Source organism: Roseibium sp. FZY0029 (assembly GCF_036350355.1).
Taxonomy (GTDB): domain Bacteria; phylum Pseudomonadota; class Alphaproteobacteria; order Rhizobiales; family Stappiaceae; genus Roseibium.
The window spans coordinates 536,056-554,271 of record NZ_JAZDVZ010000005.1; the positions used below are offsets into that span (position 1 = coordinate 536,056).

The window sequence follows — 18,216 nt, forward strand, 5'->3', positions numbered from 1 at the left end:
TCTTTTTGGGCAACGCATACTGATGTTGCAGCCGATTTCATGATCCAACTTGGTTGCACTATTAACTGAGATGGCAAATCGTACCCGGAATTACTCTATTTTCTTGAAATTTTACCTCTCAAGTGCATTGACACCTGAGCGCATGAATGTAGGGTGTGCGCACATTGGCACCGGCGGTTCCCACGGCGCCGCCGATTAACAATCACAACATTCGGGCAAAACGCTCCATGGCATTTAATACTCTCGGTCTTAGCGAGAAGGTCCTCGCTGCAGTTGAAGCAGCGGGTTATAAAGAACCCACGGCAATCCAGTCGGGAGCCATTCCGCAGGTGCTTGAGCGCCGCGACATTCTTGGCATCGCCCAGACCGGAACCGGCAAGACCGCGAGTTTCACACTGCCCATGTTGACGCTGCTCGAAAAGGGCCGCGCCAGGGCACGCATGCCGCGTACGCTTATTCTCGAACCGACGCGCGAACTCGCAGCGCAGGTAGAAGAGAACTTCTCCAGATACGGCACCAATCACAAGCTCAACATTGCTTTGTTGATCGGTGGCGTTTCCTTTTCCGAACAGGACAAGAAACTGGACCGGGGCACCGATGTGCTGATCGCTACACCAGGCCGTCTGCTCGACCATTTCGAACGCGGCAAGCTTCTGCTTCAAGGTGTCGAAATCCTCGTCATCGATGAAGCCGACCGGATGCTCGACATGGGGTTCATTCCGGATATCGAACGGATCTGCAAACTGATCCCGTTCACCCGCCAGACCCTGTTCTTCTCGGCAACGATGCCTCCGGAAATCCAACGCCTGACGGAAACATTCCTTCAGAACCCGGCCCGCATCGAAGTCGCGCCGACCTCATCGACGGCAGAAAACGTCGCGCAGTTTCTGAAGGCTACCGAGTCCAAGGATTACGAAAAGCGTGCTTCGCTGCGAGAACTGCTTGAAGGCGCTGAAGATCTTCAGAATGCCATCGTATTCTGCAACCGCAAGCGGGACGTGACGACCGTTTACCGGTCACTGGAACGTCATGAGTATAACGTTGGAGCCCTCCATGGAGACATGGACCAGCGTACACGCATGATGATGCTGGACAATTTCCGGAAGGGAACGATCAAGTTGCTGGTGGCAAGCGATGTCGCGGCCCGTGGCCTTGACATTCCTGAAGTAAGCCACGTCTTCAATTTCGACGTCCCGAGTAACGCCGAAGACTATGTGCATCGTATCGGCCGCACCGGTCGCGCCGGGCGCAAGGGCACTGCCTTTACTCTGGTTACCGGAGAAGACCAGAAATATCTTGATGCCATTCAGGCGTTGATCAAGAAAAATATCGACTGGTTGGGAGACGCGATCGATTTCGAAGCTGCGGCTCAAGAGCGCAAGGCTCGTCGCAAGGCTGGCAAGCCTTCCCGCAACGCGCGTTCGAGCAACGACAACGAAGCCACCGAGACAAAGCCGTCCAACAACCGTCGCCGGTCACAGAGCAAACCACGCGAAGTCGTGGAAGAGCAAGTTGAGGAACTCCCGGAAATGCTGAACCCGACTCCAGTCTCGAATCTTCCGCAGAGGCAGTCCGGTAAACGGTCCAGGAATGACAAGCTGGAACCGGCCTTCGGAGCTGGCGTCCATATTCCTGCTTTTCTTCTGCGCGAGCCGCGGCCTAAAAAGGCGTCGTAACTGCAAAATCTGTCCAGGTTTTGCTTTAAGCTTAACGGCTCCTTAAACCTTCCATCGGAGTTTAAAACCTAGTTCTTGTGTCCGTGTGGGGCGGATTCGCAAGGCATGGGTGAGAGAAACTTGATGGCGGATGAAGACGACCACAAGCGGACTATCCAATATGGAGAGTCCGCAATCAGTTACATCAAGAAAAATGTACTGCCAGCCTACCCTCGTTCTTACGAACTTTGGTACACGTATGCGGCTGGTTACAATCAGGGCCTGAACCGGGCCGTCAATGAATCCATCAAATCCAACGGCAGGATCAGCACCGACGAAATGCTGACGCTGTACGGTCGTTTCCTGTCACCAACGCGGCTTGGGGATCGTCTGGATGAAGTTGGGTCCAAGGTCTCCAGAGAAGTCGAAGAACTGGTAGACACGCTGAAGCTTAGCGCAGATGCCACGTCCGACTATGGCACCGCGCTTGAGCAGGCCGGTGAAAAGATCAAATCAGTTTCCGATCCCGAGAAACTGCAGATCTATGTCACGCATCTGGTCAAATCGACCCAGAACGCGGTTGCTTCCAATCGGAAGCTGGAGAGCCAGCTCCTGGAGTCAAAGAAGCACATCGAGAACCTGCAGTCCTCTCTGGAAGCGATCCGCTATGAATCCCTGACGGATGAACTGACCACACTCAACAATCGCAAACACTTCGAGAATTCGATTGAACGGGTCATCGATCACTCCAAGGAAAGCGGACGCGGTTTCTCTCTGCTGATGACCGATATCGACCACTTCAAGAAGTTCAACGACACCTACGGCCACCAGACAGGCGATCAGGTTCTCAGGCTCGTCGCGCTAGCGGTCAAGCAAAATATCAAGGCGCAGGACATTGCCTGCCGTTATGGCGGCGAAGAGTTCGCTATCATTCTGCCGCATGCCGAACTGGATGACGCTGCCGTCATTGGGGAAAACATCCGTAACGCGGTCATGTCCAAGGAACTGGTCAAGCGTTCGACAGGCGAGAACCTGGGCCGGGTGACCATTTCGGTCGGCATCGCGACTTTTGAAGGCATGGATACGGCTCATTCCATCGTCTCGCGGGCGGATGAGGCCCTTTACCTTGCGAAGAACGCAGGCCGGAATGTAGTGAAAACAGAGAGGGAACTTGAAGGCACGCGAGCACAGGAAGACGTTGCCTGAAGCAAGGACGCGTCTTCAGGCGCTGGTTTTCCGAAAATTTGGAATTAGGAGCCAAGCCTGAGCAGATATCTGTCTCAGGCTTTTGCGTTCAGGCCCATCTGCCAGAAATCGCTTTCAAGGCGGCAGGCTTTTTCAAAAATCGACAGGACACGTGGATAACGATGGTCCGTCAACACCTGGTTTGCCGTCCCATCCAGCCAGGTGACAAAGCCGTTGGCGAGCTCCTGATAGCCTTCGCTGGCGTACTCGCGTATCCAGCGGGTATAGGGATTGCTGTCAAAGTCACAGCCTTCCGCAGTGAGTCTGGCGCCGATCTCTGCATAGCCGACCACACAGGGCGCTAGCGCTGCCTGAAGGTCCAGGAGATCGCCTGCCATGCCGGCATCCAGCACAAAGCGCGTATAGGCCATTGTGGGGGTGTCTTCGGGAGACGTTTCGATCATTTCCCTGTCCATTCCCCAGCCACGGCACATTTCGACATGGAGGTCGAGTTCATCATCCAGAATGGCCTTCACCCCCTCCAAGGACTGACGCATGTCAGCAACCGACGGGCTCTTGTAGACACCCAGCGCGTAGGCGCGGGCAAACTGGATGAGAAACAGATAGTCCTGAACCAGGTAATGTTTGAAACAGGACTGCGGCAGTGTTCCTGCACCAAGCTGCTGAACAAAGGCGTGACGGGTGTAGTCGGCCCATTGAGGGCCGGCGTCGGTTTTCAGACGCTCGAAAAGGCTCATGAAACACTCATCGGAAAGATCAGTAACGCGCGGCTCAGCGCGCCAGGGCGTTCAGGTCAGCAGCCTGTAGGGAAACGGATTCGCCGCAACCGCAGGCAGACACTTCATTGGGATTCTTGAAGATGAAACCGGACCGGAACTTGGTGACTTCAAAATCCATTTCCGTGCCGAGCAGAAACAGTACAGCCGACGGATCTACGAAGAGTTTGGCACCCTTGTCTTCAACCGTGTCATCACCGGGCTTCGCCGCGTCCACCATTTCCATGGTGTATTCCATGCCGGCGCAGCCGCCCTTCTTGATACCGACACGCAAGCCGATGGCGTTCTTGTCCGAGTTCTCGACAAGTTCCTTTACACGCTCGGCGGCGGCGTCGGTCAGGGTCATCACCTGGAATTTAGCGGCGGAAGCCATATGATCCTCGTTCAGTGAAGCGATTGCTAAACCTGATATGGGGTGTCAGCTTATCCGATTAAAGGTTTGGAGCTCAATACCAGTTGAGCGCAACCTTGGCTTCGTCCGACATCCGGTCAGGTGTCCAGGGCGGATCGAAGACCATATCGACATTCACCGGTCCGACGCCGGCGACGGCAGAAACAGCATTTTCCACCCAGCCAGGCATTTCGCCTGCCACAGGGCAACCAGGGGCTGTCAGCGTCATATCGATGTTGATTGACCTGTCATCCTCGATATCGACCTTGTAGATCAGGCCAAGTTCGTAGATATCACAGGGAATTTCCGGATCATACACCGTTTTCAGAGCACCGATGATGTCTGAGGTGAGCTGATCGAGTTCATTTGCCGGAATCGCGCTTTTTGCCGAGACTTCCGTCTGCAGCTCTTCGCCATCCGCGCCGGTATCAATTGTAGTAGCGTTTTCCATGGGGTCCGTCCTTACCCGAAAAAGCTCTGAGCCTTCAACAGGGCTTCATACAGTGCGTCGACTTCGGCGCGCGTGTTGTACAGCCCGAAACTAGCCCGACATGTAGAAGTCACACCGTATTTTGCCAAGAGCGGCTGTGCGCAATGGGTCCCTGCCCGGACCGCGACCCCTGCCCGATCGATGATCGTTGCAACGTCATGTGCGTGAGCGCCTTGCAGTTCAAATGAGACGATTGCGCCCTTGTCCGGTGCATCCCCGAAGATTCGCAGCGAGTTGATCTCGCGCAGCTTTTGGTGGGCATAGTCCTTCAGATCCGCCTCATGGCGGGCAATGTTCTCCCGCCCAAGCGCATCCATATAGTCGAGTGCAGCACCGAGGCCGATTGCCTGGACGATCGGGGGCGTGCCGGCCTCGAACCGGTGTGGCGGCTCGTTATAGGTGACAATGTCCTCGGTCACGTCGAGGATCATCTCTCCGCCGCCATTGAACGGACGCAAGGCTTTAAGCCTCTCAGGCTTGCCCCACAGGACACCAATGCCCGACGGCCCATAAACCTTGTGACCGGTGAAGACGTAATAGTCGCAATCGATATCCTGAACGTCGACTGGAAGATGCACCGCTGCCTGGCTGCCGTCCACGAGCACAGGAATGCCGCGCTCATGCGCGATCCGGCAAACTTCTTTGACGGGAACGACCGTGCCGAGAACATTCGACATGTGCGTGATCGCAACCAACCTTGTCTTGTCGGTCAGGCTGTCTGAGAAAGCATCCAGATCAAACGAGCCATCTTCGCGCACATAAACCCATTTCAACTTCGCACCGTGACGCTCCCGATGGAAATGCCAGGGCACGATGTTGGAGTGGTGTTCCATGATCGACAGAACGATCTCGCCGCCATCGGCGAAATAATCTCCGCCAAGGCCATAGGACACCAGATTGATTGCCTCGGTGGTGGACTTGGTGAAAACCACTTCATCGACCGACTGGGCGTTCAGGAAACGGCGCACTTTTTCGCGCGCAGCTTCGTAGTTGTCGGTTGCGGTATTGGACAGGAAATGCAGGCCACGATGCACATTGGCGTATTCCTCGGAATAGGCCTTGGTCACCGCATCGATCACCTGCCGGGGTTTCTGGGCGGAGGCACCGTTATCCAGATAGACCAGCGGCTTGCCGTAAACCTCCCGCGATAGGATCGGAAAATCCCGGCGGATCGCTTCGACGTCGTAGCCGGCGCTGCCGACTGTTTCTTCTGCGGTCGCAACCGTCATGCGGCGCTGCTCCTTATTCCCGTTCGCTTCAGATGTCAGTGGTCGGCAAGCCAGTCACGCACGCGTGCTTCCAGGCCTTCCGTCACATCGTCTTCGCCGTATTCCTCAATCGCTTCGGAAAGGAAAGCGAGAACCAGAAGGGTCTTCGCCTCGTCTTCCGGAATGCCGCGGGCGCGCAGATAGAAAAGCAGATCCTCGTCGATCTGTCCGCTGGTCGCACCGTGGGCGCACAATACGTCGTCCGCGAAAATCTCAAGTTCCGGCTTGTTGGCCATTTCCGCGTCCTCGGAGAGGAGCAGAGCCTGGGTCATCATCTCGCCATCGGTTTTCTGGGCGTGTTGGGCAACGTTGATCCGGCCCTGGTAAACACCCTTCGCCTGACCGTCGAGAACGGTCTTGAAGAATTCACGGCTGTTACAGTGTGGCACCGCATGATCGACGATCAGTGTCTGGTCGGCAAGCGACTTGCCGCCAGCCATGGTCACGCCGTAGATCTTTGCTTCGGAGTTTTCACCGGTAAAGTTGATGAATTGCTGGTTGCGAGTGAACTGCGGTCCAGCGATGAAGCCAAGCGACTTCAACTCCGCCTCGGCGCCAATCGTTGCAATTGTGGTAAACAGCTGCGCTGCATCGGTCTTGCTGACAATCAGACGCGTGGCCGCAAGCGCTGACTTGTCGGCGAGTTCGTAATCGAACACCGTGTTCAGCTCCCCCTCACCGGTATTTCCGACAAAGGTTTCCAGAAGACGCAGCTTCGCACCTTCGCCAAGTTCCACACGGTTGCGGACTGACTGAGCACCTTTGGCTGTCGCCACCTGAACAAGTTCGACCGGCTTGGACACTTCCACACCGCTCTTCACCGTAATGACGACGCCCCCCTGGAGGAACGCGGTGTTCAAGGCAATCACACCGTCAGACGGTCCCGTCTTCGGCGAAGCAACCAACTGGGTGCCGGTTTCGCCGTCAAGGGCTTCGGCAACGCTTGTCAGCGTTACGCCTTCACTGGCGAGGGCTTCAACGTCGGAAAGCGCCGCAAGATAGGAACCGTTGGCGACAACGATACGGTAGCGGTCGAGATCTCCGAAACCGTCCTGTGTCTCAATCAGGCTTCTGGCCGCAGCTTCATCAGCCGATCCTGCGAGCGGGGCTGCTGACTTCATGTAGGCTCGCAGGTCGGAATACTTGTATTCCTCTACCCGGCGATGTGGCAGGCCACGGTCCCGAATCTGGCCGAGCGCCGCTTCGCGCAGAGCCTTGACGGCAACCGAGCCAGCCAAACTGTCTTTCGCGTTGTCGAAACGCTCCAGCAGGTCGCTTTCCGCCTGGGTGTGTTTGATGGGTGCGCTGGCGTTCATATCGCTTTGCTCCCTCAGGCGGCCGTGTCGATGTAGTCGGCGTAACCGTTCTTTTCCAGCTCCAGCGCCAGGTCCTTGTCGCCGGTCTTGACGATGCGGCCCTTGGACAGAACGTGGACGACATCCGGAACGATGTAGTCAAGCAGACGCTGATAGTGGGTGATCACCACCATGGCACGATCCGGACCGCGCAGCTTGTTCACGCCTTCAGAAACGATCCTGAGTGCGTCGATGTCGAGGCCCGAATCCGTCTCGTCGAGAACGCAGAGCTTCGGCTCAAGCAAGGACATCTGCAGAATTTCCGCACGCTTCTTCTCGCCACCCGAGAAGCCGACATTGAGCGGGCGCTTCAGCATGTCCATGGAGACGTTCAGGTGGCCGGCAGCCTCCTTGACGCGCTTCATGAAGTCCGGGATCGACAGCGTGTCCTCACCGCGCGCCTTGCGCTGTGCGTTCATCGCCGTCTTCAAAAATTCCATGGTGGCAACACCCGGGATCTCGATCGGGTACTGGAATGCCAGGAACAGGCCAGCGGCAGCGCGCTCGTCCGGCTCCATTTCCAAGAGGTTCTCCCCGTTGAACAGAATCTCACCTTCGGTGACCTCGTAGTCGTCCTTTCCGGCCAGGATGTAGGACAGTGTCGACTTGCCGGAGCCGTTCGGACCCATGATGGCGTGTACTTCGCCCGCATTGATGGTCAGATCGATGCCACGCAGGATCTCGGTTTCGTCTTCCGCGATGCGGGCGTGCAGGTTTTTGATCTCAAGCATTGAGACAGTTCCTCGTAAATCAACGGGCGTTTCGAGCCCAAATCTGTTCGTTTGTTCGCAGGCTCGTTAACCCACGGATCCTTCCAGGCTGATCGAAATCAGCTTCTGTGCCTCGACGGCGAATTCCATCGGCAGCTGCTGGATGACGTCCTTGACGAAACCGTTGACGATCAGCGCCACGGCTTCTTCTTCAGAAAGGCCGCGCTGTAGGCAATAGAACATCTGGTCGTCCGAAATCTTCGAGGTGGTCGCCTCGTGTTCGAACTGGGCCGAGGCGTTCTTGCTCTCGATGTAGGGCACCGTGTGCGCACCGCAGTCCTGACCGATCAGAAGCGAGTCACACTGGGTAAAGTTGCGAGCATTCGAGGCTTTCCGGTGAGCGGAAACCAGTCCACGATACGTGTTCTGCGACTTTCCGGCGGAAATGCCCTTGGAAATGATCCGGCTGGACGAGTTCTTGCCCAGATGGATCATCTTGGTGCCGCTGTCGACCTGCTGGTAGCCGTTGGAAACCGCGATCGAATAGAACTCACCACGAGAGTTCTCGCCGCGCAGGATGCAGGACGGGTATTTCCAGGTAATCGCCGAACCGGTCTCGACCTGCGTCCAGGAGATCTTGGAATTCTTGCCGCGGCAGTCGCCACGCTTGGTGACGAAGTTGTAGATGCCGCCCTTGCCGTCCTTGTCGCCGGGGAACCAGTTCTGAACGGTGGAATATTTGATCTCCGCATCATCCAGGGCCACCAGTTCAACAACAGCCGCGTGAAGCTGGTTCTCGTCACGCTGAGGTGCCGTACAACCCTCCAGATAGGAGACGTAGGCGCCCTTCTCCGCAATGATCAGCGTACGTTCGAACTGACCGGTGTTCTGTTCGTTGATACGGAAATAGGTCGACAGTTCCATTGGGCAGCGAACGCCTTCAGGCACATAGACAAAGGATCCATCCGAAAAGACAGCCGAGTTCAGCGTCGCGTAGTAGTTGTCGGTCACCGGAACGACGGAGCCGAGATACTTCTTCACCAGATCCGGATATTCGCGCAGCGCTTCGGAAATGGAGCAGAAGATGACGCCCGCTTTCTTCAGCTCTTCCTTGAACGTGGTCACGACGGAAACGGAATCGAACACAGCATCAACCGCAACCCGGTTCTTCGGCTCGACACCGGCCAGGATTTCCTGTTCGCGCAGCGGAATGCCGAGCTTCTCGTAAGTCGCCAACAGCTCCGGATCGACTTCGTCCAGGCTTTTCGGGCCTTCGACGGATTTCGGAGAGGCCCAATAGTAGAGGTCATCGAGATCGATTTTCGGGTAGGAAACGCGTGCCCAGGTCGGTTCTTCCATCTGCCGGAAGCGGCGCAGTGCATCAAGGCGCCATTCCATCATCCATTCCGGCTCGTTCTTCTTTGCCGACAGAAAGCGGACGGTTTCTTCGGACAGGCCTTTGGCGCCTCTATCCGACTCGATATCGGTCACGAAGCCGTATTTATACTGGTCGACATCGATGGCTTTAACCTTATCGATGGTTTCCTGTACAGCTGGCATATCTTGCCTCCATTCAACAGGCCCCGTGCCTGCTTCGGTTATTTCCTGCAAGCGACCCTGTCACCTGCGCCATGTCTGGCAGCGAATCTGCCGAATTCCTGTCCTCAAGCCGCCTGATGACGAGCCTGCGGGTTGAGCCTGCCGACGATTTTCGGCCACAGCTCAAGAAACCTGTCGATGTCGGAACCGCTGGTATTCCACCCCATGCTGACGCGCAAGGCGCAGCGTGCAAGATCTTCCGAAACGCCCATGGCGGTCAGCACATGGGACACGGACACCTTGCCGGAGGAACAGGCAGAACCAGAGGAAACCGAGATATGGTCGAGATCAAAAGCGATCAGCGCGGTTTCTGCCGGAATGCCCGGAACGGCAAAACAACAGGTGTTGGACAGTCTTTCCGACTTGTTGCCGAATATGACTGTCGAAGGGCAAATCGCGCACAGCCCGGTCTCGAGCTTCGCCTTCATATCACTCAGATGGCGCGTATCGGCGGCTTCTTCAAGGGCAGCCATGCTGGCAGCGCCGAAGCCGGCGATTGCCGAAACGTTTTCCGTTCCGCCACGGCGCCAGTTTTCCTGACCACCGCCAACCATCAGTGGCGCAGGTACACGGGCCGTTGAACGCACCACGACTGCACCGATGCCTTGCGGGCCACCGAACTTGTGAGCAGACAGCGTCAGGACGTCTGCCTGCCAGCTTTCTGGATCGATCGGCATCCGGCCGGCAGCCTGAACCGCGTCCACGTGGAAAAAGTGCCCGTATCTTGCGGCAATGGCTCCGATTTCAGCCAAAGGCTGAATGACGCCGGTTTCATTATTGGCCGCCATTACGGAAATGAGGCTTGGGTCGGAACCTTTGACCGCCTGCTCCAGTGCGTCGAGCTCAACACGACCGTCATCGTCGACAGGCAGGACCACCTGATCGGAGACGGCAAACCGTCCACCGGTCATTACCGAAGGATGCTCAATGGCACTTCTGAAGAGTTTGTCGAGATAAACCGGTGCGCCCTGGTCCTGCCATGCCGGCGAAAGGGCCGTCATGTTGGCTTCCGTTCCACCGGAGACAAATGTCACCGCTCTGGTTCTGGCGCCGCAGAGCCGCGCAACCTGCTCGCGTGCTGTCTCGATGCGTCCCCGCGCCTTTCGGCCATGTGCGTGGACGGAGGACGCGTTGCCGGCATCATTCAGCGCTTCGATCATGACCTGACGAACGGTTTCGCGCAGGGGCGCGCCCGCGTTGTGGTCCAGATAGATCGGAGCAGACTGATGCTGCATAGCGCCTCTTACAATTGAATTCGAGCCTTGCAAAGAATCGAAAATTCGCTTTGTTGTCAGATAGATGTGCGAAAAACCTTGAATTTCTCCGCCATCATGACGATAACTGCCCCCAACCGGTCGAACCGAGCATCGTCTGCCTGTTGAGGTATGGTGCGAACTTTCGAATAATTCTAAACAGGGTTCTAGAAACTCGGAGACAAAGAGTCAAGTTTAGACTTACGGGAAACCACGTATTGTGAGCCCAGAATACCGCGCGATCTTCTTCCGCGCGACAAAATGACAAGGACATAGCGTTTCATGCCAGAGGTGATCTTCAACGGTCCCGCCGGCCGGCTTGAGGGCCGGTTCCATCCCGCCAGAAAACGCAACGCGCCCATCGCCCTGGTTCTGCATCTGCATCCGCAATTCGGCGGCACGATGAACAACCAGATCGTCTACCAGATGTACTACATGTTCGCCCGGCGCGGATTTGCGGTGCTGCGTTTCAACTTCCGCGGCGTCGGCCGATCCCAGGGTTCCTTCGACCATGGCCAGGGAGAGCTTTCCGATGCAGCAGCCGCGCTCGACTGGGTTCAGACCGTTCATACGGACGCTCGCGCCTGCTGGATCGCCGGTTTCTCATTCGGTGCCTGGATCGGCATGCAGCTTCTGATGCGCCGTCCGGAAGTGGAGGGATTCATTTCTGTCGCCCCACCAGCAAACCTTCATGACTTCTCCTTCCTTGCCCCCTGCCCATCCTCCGGCCTGATTATTCATGGCGACAACGACAAGGTTGTTCCGCAGAAGGATGTTCAGACGCTGGTCGACAAGCTGAAAACCCAGAAAGGCATCGTGATCGATCACGAAACCATTCCAGGCGCCAACCATTTCTTCGAGAATGACATGGACGAGCTGATGCAGCGCTGCGGCACCTATGTCGATGGCCGACTGGGGCTTTCGCCATCCGACTACGTGGACATCGACTGACACGACTTCAAAGCCCGCCGCCCGGCGGGCTTTTTACTTGTCCGACCATTCGCGGTTCTCATGCCCATTTCGCCAGACAGTCTTGTTATCCGGTCTGCTACCACGGAAGATTTTGAAGGCCTGTGCGCGCTTTATGTGCAGCTGATCACGAACGACATTCCAGCATCAGACGATTTGCGCCGTGAAACCTTTAACCAGATCCTGGCGCAGCCGGGCGTCGATGTGCTTGTCGCAGACATGGCCGGCCCATTGGTTGCAACCTGCATGCTGGTCAAGGTGCCAAACCTCACGCGCGGCTGTGCGCCCTTTGCTCTCATCGAAAATGTCGTCACGCACGCTGACTGGCGCGGCAAGGGAATCGGAAAGGCACTGATGCAACGCGCCACTGACGCTGCCTTTGAGGCTGGTTGTTTCAAGGTGATGCTCTTGTCAGGGTCTGCCAACAAGAATGCGCATCGATTTTACAAAAACCTTGGCTTTGTCACCTCAAAAACGGGGTTTGAAATGCGTTCACCTGGATACCCTACACGCACCTAAGCGCGAGCGCTTTGCGTCATTCCCGTGTAGCGAACTGGACAGACTGTTTTTTGCCTGCCTTGATTTCGGAAGCGGAAACCGGGAGGCTTGAACCACCATGGCCGGATATTTCGGAACACAGCAGCAGACTCAGCTTCAGCAGCGCGCCGAAGAACTTTAAGGCTGGACCATGGAAACACCTGGAGCCTGCTGTAACGCCCGCACGCTCGGCACCGACAATCCTGATGCTCTGGGTTTTGACACGATCTTCAAATCACTCGAGGAAGACGGCGTCTTCGGATTTCGCCTGCTTGAGACAAACAAAAAATCTGATCTGGAAAACGCACTGGACGAAAAAGGCTATCGGCTGGACACATGGCACGTCTTTGTCGGTGACGCCGACACGATCAGAGCTGCGACTCGGGCAATTCTTTCAAAGACCCTCCCCGACGGACTTCATGCATTTTCCGGACTGGATGGCGCGGAGAGGCCATTGACGCGATCGTTCCAGGAATTCATTGCCGCAGCAGGCATCGCACCCTTCTCCGGTTCCTTTCTGAATGGCGATCACGGCTCCGTTGTTACCGTCGGTCTGATGGATAAAGCAGAAAACTTTGCAGCCTGCGCGCACGGTTACCTGCCGCACAATGAGCACAGCCCGTACTGCCGCTACGCCTGGGGCGGGCTTGTGGCCGTAGCCCCCGCCCATCGCGGCAAGGGTCTCGGCACCTATGTCAATGCACTGATGGCGGACGCATGTCTGAACCACCTGGCAGCGACCCATCTCTATGAACTGGTGTCGGCAACGAATACGACGTCACGCCGGATGGTGGAAGGGTGTGGGCTGTCCCTGTCCCAGACGCTTTTTTCGGGGCTCGCGACGAAAGGAGCGGACAGGTTCACGCGTTAGAGCACCGAACCCCTATTTGCCAGCGCCTTATCCCTGGAAAGGTTTCGGGCGCGGCACACCCGGGCCATGGTCCTGACCATCGTCTGGACCTGCCAGAGGGTCTTCGCCTTCGGCAACGGTGCCTTTGATCGGCGGTCCGGCGTAATCCTCGGGCGGCGGAACTGTGGAAGCAAGTTTACAATCGGTCAGCCAGATGTCGTAGACAGGATGCTCGACAGCATGAAGACCGGGACTGGCCGCAAACATCCAGCCGGAGTAAATCCGCCGAACTTCGTTATTGAGCGTGATTTCATCGACCTGAACAAAGCCAGTCGTCAGAGGAGACTCTGTCTGAGGACGCGTGTAACAGACCCTTGGTGTGACCTGCAGCGCACCGAACTGAACAGTCTCGCCGATGTACACATCGAAGGAGATGATGCGTCCGGTGATCTTGTCGAGGCCCGAGAAGACAGCAACCGGATTCTCGATCTTTTCCGCGTGCGCCGAAACCAGGGGCGTGACCGCCGCCATCGCCGCAATTCCAAGGCCAGCGCTCAAGCGCCTAACCGCTTTCATCGTGTCAAACTGGTCCGCCATCAGCTTCAATTCGATTCCTCGGATGCCAAGTATACGTATGTTCTTTTATGCGGCGCTAGCACCGAATTGCGGCCCGGAAAAGACAAAGCTCCTTCCGGGCCGAGAAATGATCTAGCCGATTTCCGCCAAGCGGCTGAGTGCCGTTTGAACCTTCTCCAGCTTTTCCTTGGATTCGGCAACTTTTTCGCGCTCGCCGTCTACGACATCATCCGGGGCCTTTGCAACGAACGCAGGGTTGGAAAGCTTCTTCTCGATCTTTGAGATTTCACCTTCCAGCTTGCCGGCTTCCTTCTGCAGACGGGCCTTTTCAGCTGCAAGATCGATCACGCCGGCGAGCGGCAAGCAAACGGTGGCTTCACCGACAATGATCTGTGCTGCGCCGGCAGGAGCCGCATCGGCCAGAGAAACGGTTTCTGCCCGCGCCAGACGAAGAATGGCAGACTCGTGGGTCTTCAGCCGGGCCTTGGTCTGCTCGCTGGCGCCCGTGACGATCACGGACACCTTCGCACCCGCCGGGATGTTCATTTCCGCGCGTACCGACCGGATCTCGGAGATCAGATCGACAAGCCAGTTGATTTCGCCCGCTGCATCCTCGTCGGAAACTTTCGCTTCCGGCCAGGCCGCCAACATGAGCAAGCCGTCCTGTGCGCTGCCTTCATCGCCAAGACGTTCCCAAAGCTCTTCGGTCAGGAACGGCATGATCGGATGCAGAACCTTCAGGATCTCATCCAGAGCCCAGGCAGCGGTCGCGCGCGTTTCGGCCTTGGCGGCCTCGTCATCGCCGTTGAAGATCGGTTTGGCGAGTTCGAGATACCAGTCGCAGAAGGTGTTCCAGGTGAAGCGGTAGACCGCCCCGCACGCATCGTTAAACCGGAAGTCTTCCAGTGCCGCCGTTACCTCGGTGATACAGCGGCCAGTTTCGGTCGCGATCCAACGGTTGAGCGTGTGGCTGGTTTTGGCAGGATCGAAGCCGTCTGCGCGAGCGCAGCCGTTCATTTCCGCAAAGCGGGCGGCGTTCCAAAGTTTGGTCGCGAACCGCTGCCCGCCTTCGGCAGCCTGGTCCGACATCCGTAGCATTCTGCGGGCCTGAACTTCCTGGCTGGCAAGTGCAAAGCGGGTCGCATCGGCACCAAAGCGTCCGATCAGATCGAGCGGGTCAATCACGTTGCCGGTCGACTTGGACATCTTCTTGCCCTTGCCGTCGACAACGATCGAGTTGAAGTAAACCGTATGGAAAGGCACTTCTTTCATGAAGTGGAGGCCCTGCATCATCATCCGGGCAACCCAGAAGAAAATGATGTCGAGCCCCGTGATGAGCACATCCGTCTTGTAGTAGCGTTCCAGTTCCGGCGTCTTGTTCGGCCAACCCAACGTCGAGAAAGGCCAGAGCGCGGAAGAGAACCATGTGTCCAGAACGTCTTCATCCCGCGTCAGTGCCTTGCCGCCAGCCATTGCAACGGCTTCTTCCTCGGAATGCGCGCAGTATTCCTTGCCATCCTCGTCATACCAGACCGGGATCTGGTGGCCCCACCAGAGCTGGCGTGAAATGCACCAGGGCTGAATGTCGTTGAGCCAGTTGAAGTAGACCTTGTCGGCGTTGCCGGGAATAAGTTTGGTCGTACCGTCCTGAACGGCCTTCAGGGCGGGAGCAGCCAGTGTCTTTGCATCGACAAACCACTGGTCGGTCAGCATGGGTTCAATGACGACCTTGGATCGGTCTCCGAACGGCTGCATGATTTTCTTGGATTCCACCAGCGGCAAGCGTTCCGGAGCTTCCGCGCCTTCCTCCAGCGGACGAACGACGGCGCGACCGAGCTCAGTCCACTCCGGCGCCTGTCCCTTCATCCATGCTACGTCCGGATGGTCGGCCGGAACCGTGACGGCCAGACCTTCCGCCGTGATCTGCTCAATGACACGCTTGCGCGCTTCGAACCGGTCAAGACCGCGCAAGTCGTCCGGAACGATGTTGATCAGATCGACCTCTTGAATGGTCATCTCGGCGCCGTCGATGATCGCCTGCGCCTTGGCAGCCTCTTCGACATATGGCGCACCGTCGGCGCGCATTGCACCCTTGGTGTCCATCAGGCGGTACATCGGGATCTTGTTGCGCTGCGCGACGCCATAGTCGTTGAAGTCGTGCGCACCGGTAATCTTGACCGCACCGGAGCCGAAATCCGGATCCGGATATTCGTCGGTGATGATCGGGATCAGGCGACGATGTTCCTTCGGTCCAACCGGAATCTCGCAAAGTTTTCCGACGATTGGCTTGTAACGTTCGTCATCCGGATGAACGGCAACGGCGCCATCGCCCAACATGGTTTCCGGACGCGTCGTGGCAATCGAAATATAGTCGCGGATTTCGCGAAGGGTGACGTTCCCGTCTTCGTCTTTTTCGACGTACTCATAGGTCGCACCACCGGCCAGCGGATAGCGGAAGTGCCACATGTGACCATCGGTTTCGACGTTTTCGACCTCGAGATCCGAAATGGCGGTCTCCATTTTCGGATCCCAATTGACCAACCGCTTGGACTTGTAGATCAGGCCCTCGTTGTAGAGGTCGACAAAAACCTTGCGAACAGCCTCGGACAGGCCTTCGTCCATTGTGAAGCGTTCGCGCGACCAGTCGCACGACGCCCCGAGACGCTTCAACTGAGCGATAATCGCACTGCCGACTTCTCCCTTGTAGCGCCATGCCCGCTCGACAAAAGCCTTGCGGCCAATTTCGGTGCGGCTGGGCTCATTGCGCTCGGCCATCTGTCTTTCGACGGCGATCTGAAGCGCAATCCCAGCGTGGTCCGTGCCCGGCTGCCACAGTGTGTCGAAGCCCTGCATGCGTTTCCAGCGGATCAGGATGTCCTGCAGGGTATTGTTGAGAGCATGGCCCATATGCAGCGAACCGTTCACGTTCGGCGGCGGAATTACGATGGAAAAGGAGGCTGCACCCTCTTTGGCGCCAGCTCCGGCCTTGAAGGCCTCCGCCTTTTCCCAGGTTTCGTAAATCCGCGGCTCAACGCTGGCCGCATCGTAGGTCTTATCCAGCATCAGGGTCACTCAATGGGAGAATGAATTTCGATTTTCGTGAAGCACCGTGTAAATCGGATGCGCTGCCGCAAGTCAACCGCCTATGCAGGCCAATCCCGCAGCCAATTGGCGCTTTTGGAGCGAGAAGCGTCTATCCGCCGATCCGAACTTGGGTCTGACGGCGTTTGCTGCAATAAGCAGATCATGAGTGTTTCAATCCGTCCGCACCACCTGCTTTGCATGGTGACCTACCTTGGCAAGGGCTATACGCCCGCCTTTGTCGACAACTACAGTACTATCGTTCAGCGCCTGAACGATGGTGAGCCTATCGAGCTGGTGGAAGGGCCCGACGCGTTGTGCCAGCCCATGCTGAACGAACCTGGCTGCCATTGCCGGAATGAAAGCGTTCGCGATAGAGACCGGTCGGCGGCCGCCGAAATCGCGCAAGTGCTTGGGTGCAAAGTTGAAAGCGGCAATTTATTCGTCCTGGACCGGCAGCTACTGTCATTGCTGCGTGAAGCCTTTGCGAGAGGCTCTATTCGCAAGGCTTGCGAAGGATGTGAGTGGCAGACCCTGTGTTCCAAGATTGCCCGAAACGAATTCAGGGGATGCCATCTGGCACCCCCTGACTGAATTCATTCAACAAACGCTGCTTAACGCCGGCGTGTCACGCGCTGGATTTCCTTTTGGACCATCTGCTCCACCATGCCAGGCAGATTCTGGTCCAGCCAGGCCTTCAGCATCGGCCGCAGCATTTCCTTGACCAGCTCTTCGACGGTCTGTGCCTGAGATCCAACAAACATGTTCGACAGATTGTCGAAAGCAGCGTGAACGGCTTCACCCGTGTTCTGCGACGTCAGGGGGGCATCGTCGGGGACATTCGGCAGATCGTCCGGCACAGGGCTGGTGGCCATCAGCGGCGCGGGGTCAAAATCCGGCTCGGAAACCGTGTCAGGCATTGGCGGAGACGCGAAAGAGATGTCGCCTTCGTCACCGTCCAAATCTTCAGCCATCCCCTCGACAATGTCCATTGCATCGTCTTCGGGAATCGCCAGTTCTTCAGTCAGCTCCAGAACGTCGTCGCCTTCGTCTTCCTCGGCGTCTGCTGCCATTGCGGCAGCCATGTCGTCCGCGTCTTCGTCTTCCGCGGGAAGGTCATCCTCGTCGTCGCTGCTCATGTCGAACAGTTTGTCGAGATCGTCCTGGGACATTTCGGAGGCATCGCCCATATCGTCCGTCGCCTCTTCTTCTACTGGTGTCTCTACGGGTTCGCTGCTGCCGGTTTCGCCGTCATCGGCTCCCTGGGAGTCCTCATCGGATATGATTCGGCGGATCGATGCGAGGATTTCCTCCATCGACGGCTCATCAGCCTTCTTCGCCTGCGCCATGACTTCCCCCGTACTTACCGGCTACGCTCAGGAACTGTCGGTTCCATCAAAATGATTCGTTAACCGAAATTATGCGGGTCCATAAGAAACGCGCAAAGTGAGCGCACCCAGAAGCATCGCCTTATCCCCTTTTTAGTCGGTGTTTACCGAT

The 18,216-nt window shown here is 57.0% G+C and carries 17 protein-coding genes; 6 read left to right on the forward strand and 11 right to left on the reverse strand.

All coding sequences use genetic code 11. The features are described 5' to 3' along the window. Window positions 1-227: 227 nt before the first annotated feature. Both V1T76_RS17210 and V1T76_RS17215 read left to right on the forward strand, forming a co-directional pair. Complete coding sequence (locus V1T76_RS17210; protein ID WP_330561872.1) at window positions 228-1,676, forward strand: DEAD/DEAH box helicase; 1,449 nt, start codon at window positions 228-230, stop codon at window positions 1,674-1,676. Between the two features lie 123 nt (window positions 1,677-1,799). Next, window positions 1,800-2,861: a GGDEF domain-containing protein gene (locus V1T76_RS17215; RefSeq protein WP_330561873.1), complete on the forward strand. Its 1,062-nt coding sequence runs from the start codon at window positions 1,800-1,802 to the stop codon at window positions 2,859-2,861. A 74-nt stretch (window positions 2,862-2,935) separates the two neighbouring features. Here the strand turns inward: V1T76_RS17215 and tenA are convergent, their stop codons facing one another. From tenA to V1T76_RS17255, 8 genes are all read right to left on the reverse strand, one after another. Beyond that, a complete protein-coding gene (gene tenA, locus V1T76_RS17220) occupies window positions 2,936-3,598 on the reverse strand; it encodes a thiaminase II (protein WP_330561874.1) in 663 nt (220 codons plus the stop codon). A gap of 34 nt (window positions 3,599-3,632) precedes the next feature. Next, complete coding sequence (gene sufA, locus V1T76_RS17225) at window positions 3,633-4,010, reverse strand: Fe-S cluster assembly scaffold SufA (protein ID WP_330561875.1); 378 nt, start codon at window positions 4,008-4,010, stop codon at window positions 3,633-3,635. 73 nt (window positions 4,011-4,083) lie between these two features. Further along, window positions 4,084-4,479, reverse strand: coding sequence for an SUF system Fe-S cluster assembly protein (locus V1T76_RS17230; protein WP_330561876.1), 396 nt, complete (start codon window positions 4,477-4,479; stop codon window positions 4,084-4,086). Window positions 4,480-4,490: 11 nt separating this feature from the next. Next, window positions 4,491-5,747: a cysteine desulfurase gene (locus tag V1T76_RS17235; RefSeq protein WP_330561877.1), complete on the reverse strand. Its 1,257-nt coding sequence runs from the start codon at window positions 5,745-5,747 to the stop codon at window positions 4,491-4,493. A gap of 35 nt (window positions 5,748-5,782) precedes the next feature. Beyond that, the gene (sufD, locus tag V1T76_RS17240) at window positions 5,783-7,102 is read right to left on the reverse strand and encodes a Fe-S cluster assembly protein SufD (protein ID WP_330561878.1); all 1,320 of its coding nucleotides are present in this window, start codon (window positions 7,100-7,102) and stop codon (window positions 5,783-5,785) included. A gap of 14 nt (window positions 7,103-7,116) precedes the next feature. Continuing rightward, complete coding sequence (gene sufC, locus V1T76_RS17245; RefSeq protein ID WP_330561879.1) at window positions 7,117-7,872, reverse strand: Fe-S cluster assembly ATPase SufC; 756 nt, start codon at window positions 7,870-7,872, stop codon at window positions 7,117-7,119. A 66-nt stretch (window positions 7,873-7,938) separates the two neighbouring features. Next, window positions 7,939-9,411 carry a Fe-S cluster assembly protein SufB gene (sufB, locus tag V1T76_RS17250; RefSeq protein ID WP_330561880.1) on the reverse strand — a complete coding sequence of 491 codons (1,473 nt, stop codon included), beginning with the start codon at window positions 9,409-9,411 and terminating at the stop codon, window positions 7,939-7,941. Between the two features lie 104 nt (window positions 9,412-9,515). Next, on the reverse strand, window positions 9,516-10,685 hold the full coding sequence (locus V1T76_RS17255; protein ID WP_330561881.1) for a cysteine desulfurase family protein: 1,170 nt from the start codon (window positions 10,683-10,685) through the stop codon (window positions 9,516-9,518). A 300-nt stretch (window positions 10,686-10,985) separates the two neighbouring features. On the opposite strand from V1T76_RS17255, the gene V1T76_RS17260 reads away from it, so the two are divergent. The 3 genes from V1T76_RS17260 (at window position 10,986) to V1T76_RS17270 (ending at window position 13,080) form a co-directional block, all read left to right on the forward strand. Beyond that, window positions 10,986-11,654 (forward strand): alpha/beta hydrolase, encoded by a 669-nt coding sequence (locus V1T76_RS17260; RefSeq protein ID WP_006933226.1) that lies wholly within the window; start codon window positions 10,986-10,988, stop codon window positions 11,652-11,654. A gap of 60 nt (window positions 11,655-11,714) precedes the next feature. Beyond that, window positions 11,715-12,191 (forward strand): GNAT family N-acetyltransferase, encoded by a 477-nt coding sequence (locus V1T76_RS17265; protein ID WP_330561882.1) that lies wholly within the window; start codon window positions 11,715-11,717, stop codon window positions 12,189-12,191. Window positions 12,192-12,360: 169 nt separating this feature from the next. Beyond that, window positions 12,361-13,080 (forward strand): GNAT family N-acetyltransferase, encoded by a 720-nt coding sequence (locus V1T76_RS17270; protein WP_330561883.1) that lies wholly within the window; start codon window positions 12,361-12,363, stop codon window positions 13,078-13,080. 27 nt (window positions 13,081-13,107) lie between these two features. On the opposite strand, the gene V1T76_RS17275 is transcribed toward V1T76_RS17270, so the two are convergent. Continuing rightward, on the reverse strand, window positions 13,108-13,656 hold the full coding sequence (locus V1T76_RS17275) for a DUF2155 domain-containing protein (protein ID WP_442970138.1): 549 nt from the start codon (window positions 13,654-13,656) through the stop codon (window positions 13,108-13,110). A gap of 111 nt (window positions 13,657-13,767) precedes the next feature. Next, complete coding sequence (locus tag V1T76_RS17280; protein ID WP_330561884.1) at window positions 13,768-16,698, reverse strand: valine--tRNA ligase; 2,931 nt, start codon at window positions 16,696-16,698, stop codon at window positions 13,768-13,770. Between the two features lie 183 nt (window positions 16,699-16,881). Here V1T76_RS17280 and V1T76_RS17285 point away from each other — a divergent pair, with 183 nt between their 5' ends. Continuing rightward, window positions 16,882-17,310, forward strand: a complete 429-nt coding sequence (locus V1T76_RS17285; RefSeq protein ID WP_330561885.1) for a DUF1284 domain-containing protein — start codon at window positions 16,882-16,884, stop codon at window positions 17,308-17,310. Window positions 17,311-17,330: 20 nt separating this feature from the next. On the opposite strand, the gene V1T76_RS17290 is transcribed toward V1T76_RS17285, so the two are convergent. Then, entirely contained in the window at window positions 17,331-18,065 is a 735-nt protein-coding gene (locus tag V1T76_RS17290) for a PopZ family protein (protein WP_330561886.1), read from the reverse strand. Window positions 18,066-18,216: the final 151 nt, after the last annotated feature.